Origin of the sequence: Mycobacterium sp. OAE908 (assembly GCF_017872775.1) — a bacterium.
In the GTDB taxonomy this organism is placed as follows: domain Bacteria; phylum Actinomycetota; class Actinomycetes; order Mycobacteriales; family Mycobacteriaceae; genus Mycobacterium.
In genome coordinates this window covers 1-14,772 of the sequence record NZ_JAGGJL010000002.1, presented here as the reverse complement: position 1 = coordinate 14,772, position 14,772 = coordinate 1, and the positions used below count along the sequence as shown (strand labels likewise).

At 65.0% G+C, this 14,772-nt stretch carries 15 protein-coding genes and 1 rRNA gene; 8 read left to right on the top strand and 8 right to left on the bottom strand.

What is annotated here, in order from left to right; all coding sequences use genetic code 11:
- Positions 1 to 82: 82 nt before the first annotated feature.
- Both J3E61_RS25160 and glgB read left to right on the top strand, forming a co-directional pair.
- Positions 83 to 2,170, top strand: coding sequence for an alpha-1,4-glucan--maltose-1-phosphate maltosyltransferase (locus tag J3E61_RS25160; RefSeq protein WP_210085699.1), 2,088 nt, complete (start codon positions 83 to 85; stop codon positions 2,168 to 2,170).
- A gap of 3 nt (positions 2,171 to 2,173) precedes the next feature.
- Entirely contained in the window at positions 2,174 to 4,381 is a 2,208-nt protein-coding gene (gene glgB, locus J3E61_RS25155) for a 1,4-alpha-glucan branching protein GlgB (RefSeq protein WP_210085698.1), read from the top strand.
- Positions 4,382 to 4,391: 10 nt separating this feature from the next.
- Here the strand turns inward: glgB and J3E61_RS25150 are convergent, their stop codons facing one another.
- The 3 genes from J3E61_RS25150 to J3E61_RS25140 are packed head-to-tail and all read right to left on the bottom strand — an operon-like array spanning position 4,392 to position 6,881.
- Positions 4,392 to 5,282 (bottom strand): tetratricopeptide repeat protein, encoded by an 891-nt coding sequence (locus tag J3E61_RS25150; protein WP_210085697.1) that lies wholly within the window; start codon positions 5,280 to 5,282, stop codon positions 4,392 to 4,394.
- Positions 5,283 to 5,295: 13 nt separating this feature from the next.
- Positions 5,296 to 5,679 carry a DUF3817 domain-containing protein gene (locus J3E61_RS25145; RefSeq protein WP_210085696.1) on the bottom strand — a complete coding sequence of 128 codons (384 nt, stop codon included), beginning with the start codon at positions 5,677 to 5,679 and terminating at the stop codon, positions 5,296 to 5,298.
- Between the two features lie 20 nt (positions 5,680 to 5,699).
- The gene (locus J3E61_RS25140; protein WP_210085695.1) at positions 5,700 to 6,881 is read right to left on the bottom strand and encodes an acetyl-CoA C-acetyltransferase; all 1,182 of its coding nucleotides are present in this window, start codon (positions 6,879 to 6,881) and stop codon (positions 5,700 to 5,702) included.
- An 83-nt stretch (positions 6,882 to 6,964) separates the two neighbouring features.
- Here J3E61_RS25140 and mce point away from each other — a divergent pair, with 83 nt between their 5' ends.
- Complete coding sequence (gene mce / locus J3E61_RS25135) at positions 6,965 to 7,435, top strand: methylmalonyl-CoA epimerase (protein ID WP_192723782.1); 471 nt, start codon at positions 6,965 to 6,967, stop codon at positions 7,433 to 7,435.
- On the opposite strand, the gene J3E61_RS25130 is transcribed toward mce, so the two are convergent.
- Positions 7,432 to 7,722 carry a hypothetical protein gene (locus J3E61_RS25130; RefSeq protein WP_192723783.1) on the bottom strand — a complete coding sequence of 97 codons (291 nt, stop codon included), beginning with the start codon at positions 7,720 to 7,722 and terminating at the stop codon, positions 7,432 to 7,434. The two genes, mce and J3E61_RS25130, sit on opposite strands and share 4 nt — an antisense overlap.
- A gap of 12 nt (positions 7,723 to 7,734) precedes the next feature.
- Entirely contained in the window at positions 7,735 to 8,406 is a 672-nt protein-coding gene (nucS, locus tag J3E61_RS25125; protein WP_192723784.1) for an endonuclease NucS, read from the bottom strand.
- A gap of 45 nt (positions 8,407 to 8,451) precedes the next feature.
- On the opposite strand from nucS, the gene J3E61_RS25120 reads away from it, so the two are divergent.
- Positions 8,452 to 10,041: a HAMP domain-containing protein gene (locus J3E61_RS25120; RefSeq protein ID WP_192723785.1), complete on the top strand. Its 1,590-nt coding sequence runs from the start codon at positions 8,452 to 8,454 to the stop codon at positions 10,039 to 10,041.
- Positions 10,042 to 10,164: 123 nt separating this feature from the next.
- A complete protein-coding gene (locus J3E61_RS25115; RefSeq protein WP_192723786.1) occupies positions 10,165 to 10,473 on the top strand; it encodes a hypothetical protein in 309 nt (102 codons plus the stop codon).
- Between the two features lie 62 nt (positions 10,474 to 10,535).
- On the opposite strand, the gene J3E61_RS25110 is transcribed toward J3E61_RS25115, so the two are convergent.
- Entirely contained in the window at positions 10,536 to 11,318 is a 783-nt protein-coding gene (locus J3E61_RS25110; RefSeq protein ID WP_210085694.1) for an extracellular solute-binding protein, read from the bottom strand.
- A gap of 136 nt (positions 11,319 to 11,454) precedes the next feature.
- On the opposite strand from J3E61_RS25110, the gene J3E61_RS25105 reads away from it, so the two are divergent.
- The 3 genes from J3E61_RS25105 to J3E61_RS25095 all read left to right on the top strand — a co-directional run bounded on the left by J3E61_RS25105 (position 11,455) and on the right by J3E61_RS25095 (position 14,166).
- Entirely contained in the window at positions 11,455 to 11,967 is a 513-nt protein-coding gene (locus tag J3E61_RS25105; RefSeq protein ID WP_192723788.1) for a hypothetical protein, read from the top strand.
- 229 nt (positions 11,968 to 12,196) lie between these two features.
- Positions 12,197 to 13,672 (top strand): DNA-3-methyladenine glycosylase 2 family protein, encoded by a 1,476-nt coding sequence (locus J3E61_RS25100; protein ID WP_210085693.1) that lies wholly within the window; start codon positions 12,197 to 12,199, stop codon positions 13,670 to 13,672.
- Positions 13,672 to 14,166 (top strand): methylated-DNA--[protein]-cysteine S-methyltransferase, encoded by a 495-nt coding sequence (locus J3E61_RS25095; protein ID WP_210085692.1) that lies wholly within the window; start codon positions 13,672 to 13,674, stop codon positions 14,164 to 14,166. The genes J3E61_RS25100 and J3E61_RS25095 overlap by 1 nt, the downstream gene beginning before the upstream one ends.
- A 1-nt stretch (position 14,167) precedes the next feature.
- Here J3E61_RS25095 and J3E61_RS25090 read toward each other — a convergent pair whose 3' ends face one another.
- Together J3E61_RS25090 and rrf are read right to left on the bottom strand one after the other, a co-directional pair.
- Entirely contained in the window at positions 14,168 to 14,602 is a 435-nt protein-coding gene (locus J3E61_RS25090; protein WP_192723831.1) for an SRPBCC family protein, read from the bottom strand.
- 78 nt (positions 14,603 to 14,680) lie between these two features.
- Positions 14,681 to 14,772 (bottom strand): 5S ribosomal RNA (gene rrf / locus J3E61_RS25085); the annotation flags it as partial.

The window sequence follows — 14,772 nt, the reverse complement described above, 5'->3', positions numbered from 1 at the left end:
GTTGGGCCGACCACTACGGTGGGTATAGGGCGCCCAGGACGATGAAGCGACGACGAGCACAGCCAGCGTAAGGAGTGATGGGGTGGCCGGTCGTATCGAGATCGATGACGTCGCACCCGTAGTTTCAGGCGGACGGTACCCGGCCAAAGCGGTAGTCGGTGAGATCGTTCCCGTTCGTGCCACGGTGTGGCGCGAAGGCCATGACGCGGTATCGGCCACGCTGGTGGTGCGTTACCACGGCACGAGCTATCCGAAGCTCGCCGACGATCCGCCGGGCCGAGCCAAACAGCCGGCGCCGGTGCCGATCGAAGAGGTGGTCATCCCGGCGCCGCGCATCAAACCACAGCAGCTGCCGATGTCGGCCGGTCGAACGCCCGATGTGTTCCACGGCCAGTTCAGTCCCACCAGCGTGGGGTTGTGGACCTTCCGTGTCGACGGTTGGGGCGACCCGATCGCAACGTGGCGCAAGAACGTCACCGCAAAGCTGGACGCCGGCCAGAGCGAAAGCGAACTGTCCAACGACCTGCTCGTCGGCGCGAAGCTCTTGGAGCGCGCCGCGACGGGCGCACCGCGTCAACACCGCTATCCCCTGATCGACGCCGCGGCGCGGTTGCGAACCCCTGGTGACCCGTTCACCCGCGCGGGCGCCGCCCTTTCGCCGGAAGTAGCCGAGGTGCTCGATCAGTATCCGCTGCGCGAATTGATCACGCGCGGAGAGCAATACGGTGTCTGGGTGGATCGCCCGGCGGCCCGGTTCAGTTCGTGGTACGAGATGTTTCCGCGGTCGACCGGCGGCTGGGACGCCAAGGGCAATCCCGTGCACGGCACCTTCGCCACCGCAACCAAGGACCTGTCCCGCATCGCGAAGATGGGCTTCGACGTGGTCTACCTGCCGCCGATCCACCCGATCGGCAAGGTGCACCGCAAGGGCCGCAACAACAGTGTGACCGCCGCACCCAACGACGTCGGCTCACCGTGGGCCATCGGCAGCGACGAGGGCGGCCACGACGCGGTGCATCCGAAGCTCGGCACGGTCGAGGATTTCGACGACTTCGTCGCGGCGGCCCGCGACGAGGGCATGGAGGTGGCCCTCGATCTGGCGCTGCAGTGCGCGCCCGACCACCCGTGGGCGCGCAATCATCCGGAGTGGTTCACCGTGCTGCCCGACGGCACGATCGCCTATGCCGAAAATCCTCCGAAGAAGTACCAGGACATCTACCCGCTGAACTTCGACAACGATCCGGCCGGGCTCTACGAAGAAGTGCTTCGGGTGGTGCGGTTCTGGATCTCGCACGGCGTCAACGTGTTTCGCGTGGACAACCCCCACACCAAACCGCCGAACTTCTGGGCATGGCTGATCGGTGAGGTGAAGAACGAGAACCCCGACGTGCTGTTCCTGGCCGAAGCGTTCACCCGACCGGCGCGGCTCTACGGGTTGGCCAAACTCGGCTTCACGCAGTCGTATACCTATTTCACCTGGCGCACAGCGAAATGGGAGCTGACCGAATTCGGGGAACAGATCGCCGAACACGCCGACGAGGCCCGGCCGAATCTGTTCGTCAACACGCCCGACATCCTGCACGAGAGCCTGCAGCACGGCGGTCCCGGCATGTTCGCGATCCGGGCCGTGCTGGCGTCGACGATGAGTTCGGTGTGGGGGGTGTACTCGGGCTACGAACTCTACGAGCACCGACCGGTGCGGGAAGGCAGCGAGGAGTACCTGAACTCCGAGAAGTACGAACTGCGGCCACGTGATTTCGACGCCGCACTGGCCGACGGCGAATCACTGGAGCCATTCCTGACTCGGCTCAACGAGATTCGTCGTGTCCATCCGGCGTTGCACGAGTTGCGCACCATCAAGTTCCACCACCCCGACAACGACGCGGTGCTGGCCTACAGCAAGTTCGACCCGGTGACCGGCGATCAGGTGCTGGTGGTGGTGACGCTCAACCCCTTCGGGCCCGAAGAGGCAACGCTGTGGCTCGATATGGGAGCGCTCGGTATGGAGCCCTATGACCGCTTCTGGGTGCGCGACGAGATCACCGGCGATGAATATCAGTGGGGGCAAGCGAATTACGTCCGTCTCGATCCGGCACGAGCGGTGGCCCACGTGCTGAACATGCCCCAAGTTCCGGCCGACCAACGACTCAAGCTACTGCGCAGGGAGTGACTGATGACGCAGACCAACCAACGCACCAGCCCGCACTTGCGGCCGCACACGGCAGACCTCAACCGGCTGCTGATCGGCGAGCACCACGACCCGCATTCGATTCTGGGCGCCCACGAATACACCGATCACACGGTGATTCGCGCCTACCGACCGCACGCAGTCGAGGTGGCCGCGCTCATCGGCGGTGAACGCTACGTGTTCACCCATATCGAGGCGGGATTGTTCGCCGTCGCAGTGCCGTTCACCGATCTGGTGGATTACCGGCTCGAGGTGACGTATGACTCGGGCGGCGACGAGCCTCATGTTCACACCGTGGCCGATGCGTACCGCTTCCTGCCCACCCTCGGTGAGATCGATCTGCACCTGTTTTCCGAGGGACGGCATGAGCGGCTGTGGGAGATCTTGGGCGCTCACCCGCGACGCTTCACCACCCCCGACGGTGTCGTGGAAGGCGTGTCGTTCGCGGTATGGGCGCCAAATGCCAAGGGTGTCAGCCTGATCGGTGATTTCAACCATTGGGACGGCAACGAGGCGCAGCTGCGCGTGCTTGGCTCGACCGGCGTGTGGGAGTTGTTCTGGCCGGGCTTTGAGATCGGCGGAATGTACAAGTTCCGCGTACACGGCGCCGACGGGGCAGTGACCGAACGGGCCGACCCCATGGCTTTTGCCACGGAGGTGCCGCCGCAGACCGCGTCGAAGGTGACCAAGAGCGAGTACACCTGGGACGACGCCGACTGGATGGCGAACCGGGCGGCGCAAAACCCGGTGTTCGAACCGATGAGCACCTACGAGGTGCACCTGATGTCATGGCGGCCGGGACTGAGTTACCGACAGCTGGCCGACGAGCTGACGGAATATGTGGTGGCCCAGGGCTTCACACATGTGGAGCTGATGCCCGTCGCCGAGCACCCGTTCGGCGGGTCATGGGGCTATCAGGTCACGTCGTACTACGCGCCGACGTCGCGACTGGGCAGCCCCGACGATTTCCGTTACCTCGTCGACAAGCTGCATCAGGCCGGAATCGGCGTGATCATGGACTGGGTGCCCGCACACTTCCCGAAGGACGCCTGGGCGCTGGGCCGCTTCGACGGCACCGCACTCTACGAGCACTCCGATCCGCGCCGCGGTGAACAGTTGGATTGGGGCACTTATGTGTTCGACTTCGGCCGAGCCGAGGTGCGCAACTTCCTGGTCGCCAACGCGCTGTACTGGCTGCAGGAGTTCCACATCGACGGGCTGCGTGTCGACGCCGTCGCCTCGATGCTCTATCTCGACTACTCACGCCCAGAGGGCGGCTGGACGCCGAATATCTACGGCGGCCGCGAGAACCTCGAGGCCGTGCAGTTCCTGCAGGAGATGAACGCCACGGTGCACAAGCTCGCGCCGGGCATCGTCACCGTCGCTGAGGAGTCGACGTCGTGGCCTGGCGTCACGCGGGCGACCAACCTTGGCGGCCTTGGCTTCTCGATGAAGTGGAACATGGGCTGGATGAACGACACGCTGGAGTTCATCAAGCGCGACCCGATTCACCGCAGTTTCCACCACCACGAGATCACGTTCTCGATGCTGTATGCGTACAGCGAGAACTTCGTGTTGCCGATCAGCCATGACGAGGTGGTGCACGGCAAGGGCACGCTGTGGGGCCGGATGCCCGGCAATGACCATGTGAAGGCCGCGGGGATGCGTGGGCTGCTGGCCTATCAGTGGGCACACCCTGGCAAGCAGTTGCTGTTCATGGGGCAGGAGTTCGGTCAGCGCGCGGAGTGGTCCGAGGAGCGCGGCGTCGACTGGTACCAGCTCGATGAGAACAGCTTCTCCAACGGTATTCAGCGGCTGATGCAGGACATGAACGGCATCTACCGCGGCCGTCGGGCGCTGTGGTCGCAGGACACCCGGCCAGAGGGCTATTCGTGGATCGACGCGAACGATTCGGCCAACAACGTGTTGAGCTTCATGCGTTTCGGTGACGACGGCTCGATGCTGGCGTGCGTGTTCAACTTCTCGGGCGCCGAACATACGCGCTACCGACTGGGCTTGCCGCACGCGGGCACCTGGCGCGAGGTGCTCAACACCGATGCCGACATCTACAACGGCACCGGCATCGGCAACTTCGGCGCGGTGGAGGCCACCGACGAACCGTGGCACGGCCGTCCGGCGTCAGCGGTCATGGTGCTGCCGCCGCTGGCGGCCCTGTGGTTCGAACCGGCCTGATCTACAGCGGCTAGTACAGCGCGTTGGCCAGGTTGCGCCGGCCCGCGATGACCTCGGGGTCGGCGGGGTCGAACAGCTCGAACAATTCGATCAGCCGGGTGCGCACCTTGGTGCGGTCGTCGCCTGCGGTCCGCTTGATCAATGCGATCAGCCGGTTGAACGCCGACGCGACGTCCTGCTGAAGGATCTCGACATCGGCTGCGGCAAACGCCAACTCGATGTCGTCGGGCTTGGCGTCGGCTGCGACGACGGCACCAGGTGCGCGCGAGGTCGCGCGCTGCAGGAAGCCGATCTGCCGCACCGCGCCCTTCGCTTCTTCGTGGTTCGGGTTCGCGGTGAGCAGCCCTTGGTACGCCTGCAGCGCCGCATCGAAATCGCCTGCGTCCAAATGCGCTCGAGCTTGGGCCAGTTGAGGATCGACCTGCTCGGGCTCCTCGCCCTCGCCGTTGCCTGCGAGCTTGCCCGCCGTCGCGTTCAGCACTTGGTCGATGACCCCGCGAAGCTGCTCTGGAGGTGGCGCTCCCTCGAACTTGGTCAACAGCGTTCCGCCGGCAACCACCACGACAGTGGGGATCGCCTGTACCCGCAGCGCCTGTGCGACCTGCGGAGCCGTGTCGACGTTCACCGTCGCCAACGACCACTTACCGCCATCGGCGTCCGCGAGAGCGCTCAGGTCTTGGCCCAGTCGTACGCTGGCTTCGCTGCGAGGCGACCACAGCAGCACGAAAACCGGCGCCTCGTTCGACCGGACCAGCACCTCGGCTTCGAAGTTGGCCTCGGTGATCTCGACGCCGCTCGGCGGGGCCGCGCCCTCGCCCGCAGGTGCCGATCGTTGTTTGAGGGCTGACAGGTCAACCGCACCGGCCATGGAGGCCGCGATGGGAGGACGGGGACGACTCACGCCCCCAAGTCTGTCACGTCGTTTCCGGTGCGCGCCGCCCTGGTTGGGAGGCGGCCGAGACGGCCTCCGCAGGCCCGATACGACCCGTCCGATCGGCCCATATGAGGAAGATCACACTGGCCAGCGGCACAATGCTCGCCAGCAACGCCAGCAACCACGTACGAGCCGCCCAGTGGTACGCAATTCCGACCAGTAGACCGGTCACGACAAAGGCGATGAAAACGAGGCCGTGGGCCATGCCGAACACCTTGACGCCGATTTCGGTGCGCGTCGTGCCCAGGTACTTGAAGTACATGCCTACCAGCAGACCGACCCAGCTGACGGCTTCCGCCGGCGCGATCAGCCGGAACCAGCCGAGGGCGCTACGCAGATCAAACGCGCTAGTCATAGCGCACATACTACAGAGCGTCGTAGTAGCTACCCGGCGCGAAGAATCAGGGCGTCACCCTGGCCGCCCGCACCGCACAGCGCGGCCACTGCGTAGCCGGAACCGCGTCGGGCCAGCTCAAGGGCGGCGTGCAGGGTGATGCGCGCCCCGGACATGCCGATCGGATGACCGATGGCGATGGCACCGCCGTTGACGTTGACCTTCTCCGGGTCGACGCCGAGTTCCTTCGTCGACGCCAGCGCGACCGCCGCGAACGCCTCGTTGATCTCGATGACGTCGAGCTGGTCCACCGAAATGCCTTCGCGGGCAATGGCTTTCTTGATGGCGTTGGCGGGCTGTGACTGCAATGTGGAGTCCGGGCCCGCGACGACGCCGTGGGCGCCGATCTCGCACAGCCACGTCAGGCCGAGCTCCTGCGCCTTGGCCTTGTTCATCACCACGACGGCCGCAGCGCCGTCGGAGATCTGGGAGGCGGACCCGGCGGTGATCGTGCCGTCCTTGCGGAACGCGGGCTTCAGACCGGCCAACGACTCGGCCGTGGTGTTGGCACGGATGCCCTCATCCTCGGTGAACTCGATCGGATCGCCCTTGCGCTGAGGGATCTTGACCGGCACCACCTCGTCGGCAAAGACGCCGTCTTTCCATGCGGCAGCGGCCTTTTGGTGCGACTGCGCGGCGACCTCGTCCTGCTCGGCGCGGGTGAACCGGTCGACGTCGTTGCGCTGCTCGGTGAGCGCACCCATCGGCTGGTCGGTGAACACGTCGTGCAGACCGTCGTAAGCCATGTGGTCGAGCACCGTGACGTCGCCGTACTTGTAGCCGGAACGGCTGTCCATCAGCAGGTGCGGCGCCTTGGTCATCGACTCCTGGCCGCCTGCGACGACGACGTCGAACTCGCCTGCACGAATGAGCTGATCGGCCAGAGCGATCGCGTCGATGCCCGACAGGCACATCTTGTTGATGGTCAGCGAAGGCACATCCCAGCCGATTCCGGCGCCGACGGCGGCCTGGCGGGCAGGCATCTGGCCCGCGCCGGCGGTCAGTACCTGACCCATGATCACGTACTCGACCAGCGACGCCGGAACTCCTGCCTTCTCCAGCGCGCCCGCAATGGCGATGGCGCCGAGATCGCTGCCGGAGAAGTCCTTCAGCGAACCCATGAGCTTGCCTACGGGAGTGCGAGCTCCAGCAACAATCACCGACGTCGTCATTTGTTCCCTCCAAGGAATGGGTATTCGGAGATGTGGCCCATGACACATTCCGCAAACATCTGTCTCAAGGTTACCGTTACGTTATGAGCACCGAGCACGTAGAGGCACGTCCAGCGCTTGCGAGTGCTCTCGTAACGGCGATCGACCACGTCGGCATCGCTGTCCCCGATCTCGATGCTGCGATCAAGTGGTACCACGACCACCTCGGCATGATCGTGCTGCACGAGGAGATCAACGAAGAGCAGGGTGTCCGCGAGGCCATGCTGTCGGTGCGTGGCGCTCCGAAGGGCAGCGCCGAGATCCAGCTGATGGCACCGCTCGACGAGACGTCGACCATCGCCAAGTTCCTCGACAAGCGCGGCCCCGGCCTGCAGCAGTTGGCCTACCGCACCAGCGACATCGACCTGCTGAGCGAGAGGCTGCGCGCCGAGGGTGTCCGGCTTCTGTACGACGCGCCCCGACGTGGCACGGCGAATTCACGGATCAACTTCATTCATCCCAAGGATGCAGGCGGCGTGCTCATCGAGCTCGTCGAGCCGGCCGAAGAGCATTAAGACCACTTCCGCGTAGGACTGCGCCGCTGCACCCAACACGGCGTGTGCCAATGCCGTCTGTCCTCAGCGGCGTGTTCACCGCCGTCGGCGGGCCATACCACCAAATGCGCTGTGCCCGATCGGATCTCGTGATCACATCCCGGGCAGCGATAGACCTTGGTGGCGCGCGCCGCCGTGATGGCCCTCACCTCGTAGTCGTATCCGTCGGGCCCGGTCTCGATGCGCCGACTCTCCGGCAACGGCGCTAGCGGGCGTTGCCTGCGAGGTGGCGTTCGACGCCGCGGCATTTACCCAGTCTGTCAGAACAGCCGGAACTCGTCGCTGTCCATGCCGCGCATCGCGTCGTAGTCCAAAGTCACACAACGGATCCCGCGATCGGTGGCCAGCGTTCGGGCCTGCGGCTTGATCTGCTGGGCGGCGAACACGCCGGCAACCGGGGCGAGCACGGTGTCGCGGTTGAGCAACTCGAGATAGCGGGTCAGCTGCTCGACGCCGTCGATCTCGCCGCGTCGCTTGATCTCGACGGCCACCGACCGTCCCTGTTCGTCGCGGCACAGCAGGTCGACCGGTCCGATCGCGGTCATGTACTCCCGTCGCACCAGGGTGTACCCGGCACCGAGCAGCTCCACGTGCTCGGCAAGCAGCGCCTGCAGGTGCGCCTCGACGCCGTCCTTGACCAGGCCGGGGTCGACGCCAAGCTCGTGGCTGGAGTCGTGCTCGATGTCCTCCACCGTGATGCGCAACTGCTCGCCGGCCTTGTTCTGCACCACCCAGACGGGCGCAGGCCCTTCGAGCTCCTCGGAGAGCCAGCAGGGCGGGCTCATCCAGTTCAACGGCTTGTAGGCCCGGTCATCGGCATGGACGCTGACCGATCCGTCGGCCTTGAACAGCAGCAGCCTGCGGGCAGAGGGCAGGTGGGCGGTGAGCCGCCCCACGTAGTCGACAGTGCACTGGGCGATCACGAGACGCACCCGAACACCTTATGCGGCGCGACCGCCAAATTAGGCTGAGCCACGATGAGCGTTGCGCAGAGGCTGGGCCGTGTCCTGGAGAAGGTGACCAGGCAGAGCGGTCGGCTGCCCGATACGCCCGATTACGGGTCGTGGCTGCTTGGCAAGTCCACCGAAAGTCAGGCGCGCCGACGGGTCCGTATCCAGGTGATCCTGACCGTGTTCATCTTGGTCGCCAACGTCATCGGCATCGGCGCCGCGCTGCTCCTGGTGACCGTGGCTTTTCCAGTGCCGAGTGTTTTCAGCGACGCGCCGTTCTGGGTGACCTGGGTGGTGTGCCCGGCGTACGTGCTGGTGGCACTGTTGATCGGCACTTTTTGGATCACGCGCCGAACGGTCAACGCACTGCGATGGGCCATCGAGGAGCGCGCGCCGACGCACGAGGACCAGCTCAACGCATTCCTCGCCCCGTGGCGGGTGGCAAGGGCGCACCTGATCCTGTGGGGTATCGGCGCGGCGCTCTTCACCACCCTGTACGGATTGCAGAACACGACGTTCATCCCGCGGTTCCTGTTCACCATCAGCTTCGCCGGTGCGGTGATCGCGACGGCGTGCTACCTGTTGACCGAGTTCGCGTTGCGACCGGTGGCGGCGCAGGCGCTGGAGGCGGGTCCGCCCCCGCGCCGGCTCACCGCGGGGATCATGGGCAGGCTGATGGTCGTGTGGTTTCTCGGATCACTGCCCGTGGTCGGAATCGCGTTGCTCGCGGTGTTCGCGGTGTCGCTGCAGAACCTCACCGAGACGCAATTTGCCGTCGCGGTATGGATTTTGGCGATCGTTGCGTTGCTTGTCGGTTTCATCCTGATGTACATCGTGTCCTGGCTGACCGCGACTCCGGTGCGCGTGGTGCGGGCGGCGCTCAAGCACGTCGAACAGGGCGACTTCGACTGCAACGTGGTGGTTTTCGACGGCACCGAACTGGGCGAGCTGCAGCGCGGATTCAACACGATGGTGGGCGGGCTGCGTGAACGCGAACGGGTTCGTGACCTGTTCGGCCGCCACGTTGGGCGCGAGGTTGCGGCCGCCGCCGAACAGCAGCGGCCCAAGCTGGGTGGCGAAGAACGTCATGTCGCAATGATTTTCGTCGACATCATCGGCTCGACACAGCTGGTGACGGGCCGGCCTGCGACCGAAGTGGTCGACCTGCTGAACCGGTTCTTCGCCGTGATCGTCGAGGAAGTCGACCGCCACCACGGCTTTGTGAACAAGTTCGAGGGCGATGCGGCGTTGGCTGTGTTCGGCGCTCCGAATCATCTGGACAATCCCGAAGACGAGGCGCTGGCGGCCAGTCGCGCCATCGCGCGCCGGATCCGCGACGAGGTGCCCGACTTCGAAGCCGGTATCGGAGTTGCCTCGGGCGAGGCTGTCGCCGGAAACGTCGGCGCCAAAGAACGTTTCGAGTACACCGTGATCGGCGAGCCGGTCAACGAAGCAGCCAGGCTCTGCGAACTGTCCAAGGAGACGCCCGGACACTTGCTGGCATCGTCGGACACGGTTCGCAACGCCAGCGAAAGCGAATGTCGTCATTGGACTTTCGGGGACACGGTGACGTTGCGTGGCCACGACGAGCCGACCAGGCTTGCGTTGCCCGTGTAGTTGTCAATCTGTAATCGGTTGCACAGCGGGCGCACATCGTCAGCACAGAGCCAACCAAAGTCGGCCTCATAACGTTTCGTCGGGTGGCAGCGATTGCCGCACGACGAGAAACGGAGTGAGGAAATGTCTTTCAAACGTGCGTTGTCCGCATCGGCGCTCGCAGCTGGAATCGGAGTTGCCGGGCTGTTCGGTGTCGGTCTTGGAACGGCAAGCGCAGATCCGTGGGGTTGCGACCGCCCGGGCCAACCAGTGTGTGGAGACCACCACGACGACCGCGGCCCCGGCCCTGTGGACTGGCACGGGCGCGGCATCGACCAGGCCCGCGGTGACCATCAGCCGTTCAACTGGATGGGTCAGCAGGTGAACCCCGTTCCCGCCGGTGACGGAAACGGCTGGGGCTTCTGGTTCCTCGGTCAGTGGATTCCGCTGTAGCGAGTCGAGTTCGAGGCGGGTCGCCACAATCCGGCGGCCCGCTTCGTCGCGCTCGCGTTCTGCTAGCTGTCGAACTTTTCGTTCGGTTCGGCAAAGCCGGCGTCGGCGAAGACCTTTCGGCTGGCGACGTCGGTGACGTCCTGCACGAACTTCTTCGCGAGTTGGGCTTGATCAGAGTCCTTCAACGGTGCGATCCACGAGGTGACCGTCGCGTCGGCGGCCTCAGGAAAGGCGAACCACGAAACGTTGTCGCCGGCGTTCAGCGCATCGGTCTTGAACACCAGACCCGCGTCGACTTTCCCCGTGCCTACGTCTCGGAGAACGTCCGTTTCGGTCATGTCGATGTTCACCGGGTTCAGCCGGACCCCCGAGCGGTCTTCGAGTTGGCGGACAACAGACCCGCAGGTGCCCGGCCCACCGCACACCGCCGCACGCACTCCAGGTCGGGCCAGGTCTGCCAGCGAGGCCAGATGAGCAGGGTTGCCCGACGCCGTGGCGATGACCAGGCTGTTTGCCGCGATCGGTACCGGAGTCGAATCGATGAGACCGGCTTTTTCGACTGCTGCCATGTTCTCGTGGTCACCGGACACGAAGACGTCCGCACCGTTACCGTCTGCCAACTCTTCCGAAAGGCCCGATGAGCCCGCAAAGATGAATTCGACTGAAGTCCCGGGGTTTTCGGCCTCGAATCGCTTGCCGATCGCAGTGAGGCTCTTGATCATCGCCGACGATGCGTACACCGTGATCGACGTCGTCGGTACCGGGTGTGACTGCGCGCTGCAGCCACTCGCCGTGACCACCAAGAGAATCCCGGCTGCCATTGTTCGCTCGAATCGGCCGCGCATCGGTCATGACCATACCGATTCAGCTCCAGCGAATGAAACTCACACCGGTATGTCATGTTGTGGACTTGCGTCACGTCACCTGCGAATTGGCTTGCGTTCATCCCATAAAGCATCACCAGGGGGCAGGCTTGAGCACGTGGGAAAGGTTGGAGGCGTCGTCCGCCACACGACGATGGTCAGCGAGCCTCGGGTGCGGCTCGCCGATGGCGACACGACGCGGCCCGCAGAAGACGACCGTCTGAGCTCCCGTGCGGGACAAGGGTTGTTGATGGTCGAGGGACTCGTGATCGGCGTGCTCGGCGGTGTAGCGCTGGCCTGGTCGATGGGATACACCCGCTTCGGCGCGGACGGTATCCCGATGCTCGGCCTGAAAGTAACCCCGCCACACGCCGGCCTTCTGCTGGTCGTCGGCACGCTGGCACTGCTCTCCTGCTTGGGACCCCGAGCAGCGCTCGTTTTCAGCGCTCTCACAGCTTTGGGGTGGGCGACATTGACTTTCGTCTGTGCGAGCAACGTCGCACACCATGCGCCCGGCGTCCTCGGCTTCGATCCGCGCGACAGCTTCGTCTACGGCGTACTGAGTGCCTACAACCTCGTGACGTGCGTGCTGCTGGCCCTGGCGCTTTTCAAATACCGTCGCGAGGTCTAGTGCACGCAAGCTCCGGAGTGTCGCTCCGGACTACCCCGGGTTCGCCGCAGCGCTGGGTTCATGTCATCGACGCCGGCCATTTCGCGCTCGACGAAGCCCCCGACCTTGTCGCCGACCTCACGGGCGCATTCCTCGTTGCGATACGGCCCTGACGTCCCCCCGTTTGGCGCTGCCACGACATGTCGTTTTTCCGCCAGTGATGTCGGTGGGCTCGTGTAATTGTCGATGCATGCACGAAGATTTCGACCGCTGTTACCGGGCCGTGCAGTCCAAGGACGTCCGGTTCGACGGCTGGTTCGTCACCGCCGTGCTGACCACGAAGATTTACTGCCGACCGAGCTGCCCGGTACGGCCCCCGTTCGCCCGTAACATGCGGTTTTATCCCACCGCAGCCGCCGCGCAGCGAGCCGGCTTCCGTGCTTGCAAGCGTTGCCGTCCGGACGCCTCGCCGGGGTCTCCGGAGTGGAATGTGCGCGGCGACGTGGTGGCCAGGACGATGCGACTCATCGCCGACGGCACGGTTGACCGCGAAGGTGTCACAGGACTGGCAGCACGCGTCGGCTACACCACCCGCCAGCTCGAGCGGCTGCTGCAGGCCGAGGTCGGTGCCAATCCGCTGGCGCTGGCAAGGGCGCAGCGCAGCCAGACCGCGCGGGTGCTGATCGAGACGACGGAGCTGCCGTTCGGGGACGTCGCATTCGCTGCTGGCTTCTCGAGCATCCGCCAGTTCAACGACACCGTCCGGGCGGTCTGCGACCTCACACCAACGGCTCTGCGTCAACGGGCCCGAACCCGATTCGGGCGAGGCAACGGTGCCTTGTCGCTACGGTTGCCGGTACGGACTCCGTTCGCCTATGAGGGACTGTTCGGTCATCTCGCGGCGAGCGCGGTGCCCGGCGTCGAGGAGGTGCGCGAGGGCGCCTACCGGCGCACTCTGCGATTGCCTAACGGCAACGGAATCGTAAGTCTCACACCGCAACCCGACCACGTGCAGTGCCAGCTGGTACTGGATGACTTCCGTGATCTGTCCACCGCGATCGCCCGGTGTCGGCGGTTGCTCGACCTTGACGCGGATCCCGAGGCCGTCGTCGACGCACTGAGCGCCGATCCCGACCTGACCGCGCTGGTGGCCAAGGCACCTGGGCAACGGATACCGCGCACAGTCGACGAGCAGGAGCTGGCGATCCGAGTAGTGCTCGGCCAGCAGGTGTCGTTGAAGGCCGCACGCACCCACGCCGGGCGCCTCGTGACCGCGTACGGCCAACCGGTTGCCGATTTCAATGGCGGTCTCACACATGTGTTTCCGGCGGTCGAGCATCTCGCCGAGATCGATCCCGTGCATCTGGCGTTTCCGAAGTCCAGGCAGCGATCCCTGGTCACGCTCATCAGAGCGATGGCGGACGGCGAGGTCGTCCTCGACGCGGGCTGCGACTGGAACCGCGCCCGCGAGCAGCTGTTGGCGCTGCCCGGGATCGGCCCCTGGACTGCCGAGGTGATCGCGATGCGCGGTCTGGGTGACCCCGACGCATTCCCGGCCACCGACTTGGGTGTGCGACTTGCGGCCAACCAGCTGGGGCTGCCCGGCGATGCCCGCCCGCTGACCGAGCACAGCATGCGATGGCGGCCATGGCGGTCGTATGCGACTCAGCACCTGTGGACGGCCCTCGATCATGCGGTCAACGAATGGCCGCCGAAGGAGAAGTGATGCAACACGTGCTATTTCGGTCGATGGAGAGTCCGGTCGGGAAGTTGACCCTCGCGGGTACCGATGGGCGGCTGATGCATCTGCGCATGGTCGACCAGACATACGAGCCGAGCCACGATGGCTGGGAACCCGATGACGACGCGTTCCCCGAAGCAGTCCAACAACTCGAGGCGTATTTCGCAGGCGACCGGATCGACTTCGACCTCGACCTGAATCTGGTCGGCACTGCATTTCAGCGGCGAGTGTGGGAGGCCCTGTTGACAATCCCGTACGGAGAGACACGGTCGTACGGGGAGATCGCGCGACAGATCGGATCGCCCGGGGCGTTTCGCGCTGTTGGCCTGGCCAACGGCCACAACCCGATCGGCATCATCGTGCCGTGCCATCGCGTGATCGGATCAAACGGCAGCCTCACCGGGTACGGCGGCGGCCTCGACCGCAAAAGGGCATTGCTGGCCTTGGAAAAGAGCCGTTCCGCGCCCGCGTTGTTCTGAACTAGCGTTCCAGCGCTTTGGCGCAGCCAGCGAGAACCGCCGCGAAGCTCGAGCGAAGTAGCCGAAAGCTCAATGCCTCCAGCACTTTTCCGCCAGCGTAGACCGGATGGCTGTATACAGTTCGCCAGCCGACATGTGTGCCATCGCCCGCCCTGGTGAACGTCAGCGTGCCGCCTTCGTGGTTGAACGGCGGCAACGAACGAAGGATGAGGTACGAGTAGCTCCGTGGCCTCTCGTATGCGGTGATCTCCTCTTCGAACCACATTCCGGCCCCGACCACCCATCGTCTGACGCCGGCCGCCGGTGCCGACGCACCCTTCGTGAACCCTGCCCGTAGCGCGAGCGGAGCCGCCGTCAGATTGACCGGGTCTGCCAGCCAATCGAACACGGCTTGCGGAGCCGCGGCGATCGTCCGCTCGACATACAACTCGACCATCAAGGACTCCTTGCAGATTTCTTCTCCACAAATGCCTTTGCCCCCCAATAGAATTGGGGGGCAAAGGACTTAAATTGTGTTCGGCGGTGTCCTACTTTTCCACCCGGGTTGGGTAGTATCATCGGCGCTGGCAGGCTTAGCTTCCGGGTTCGGGATGGGTCCGGGCGTTT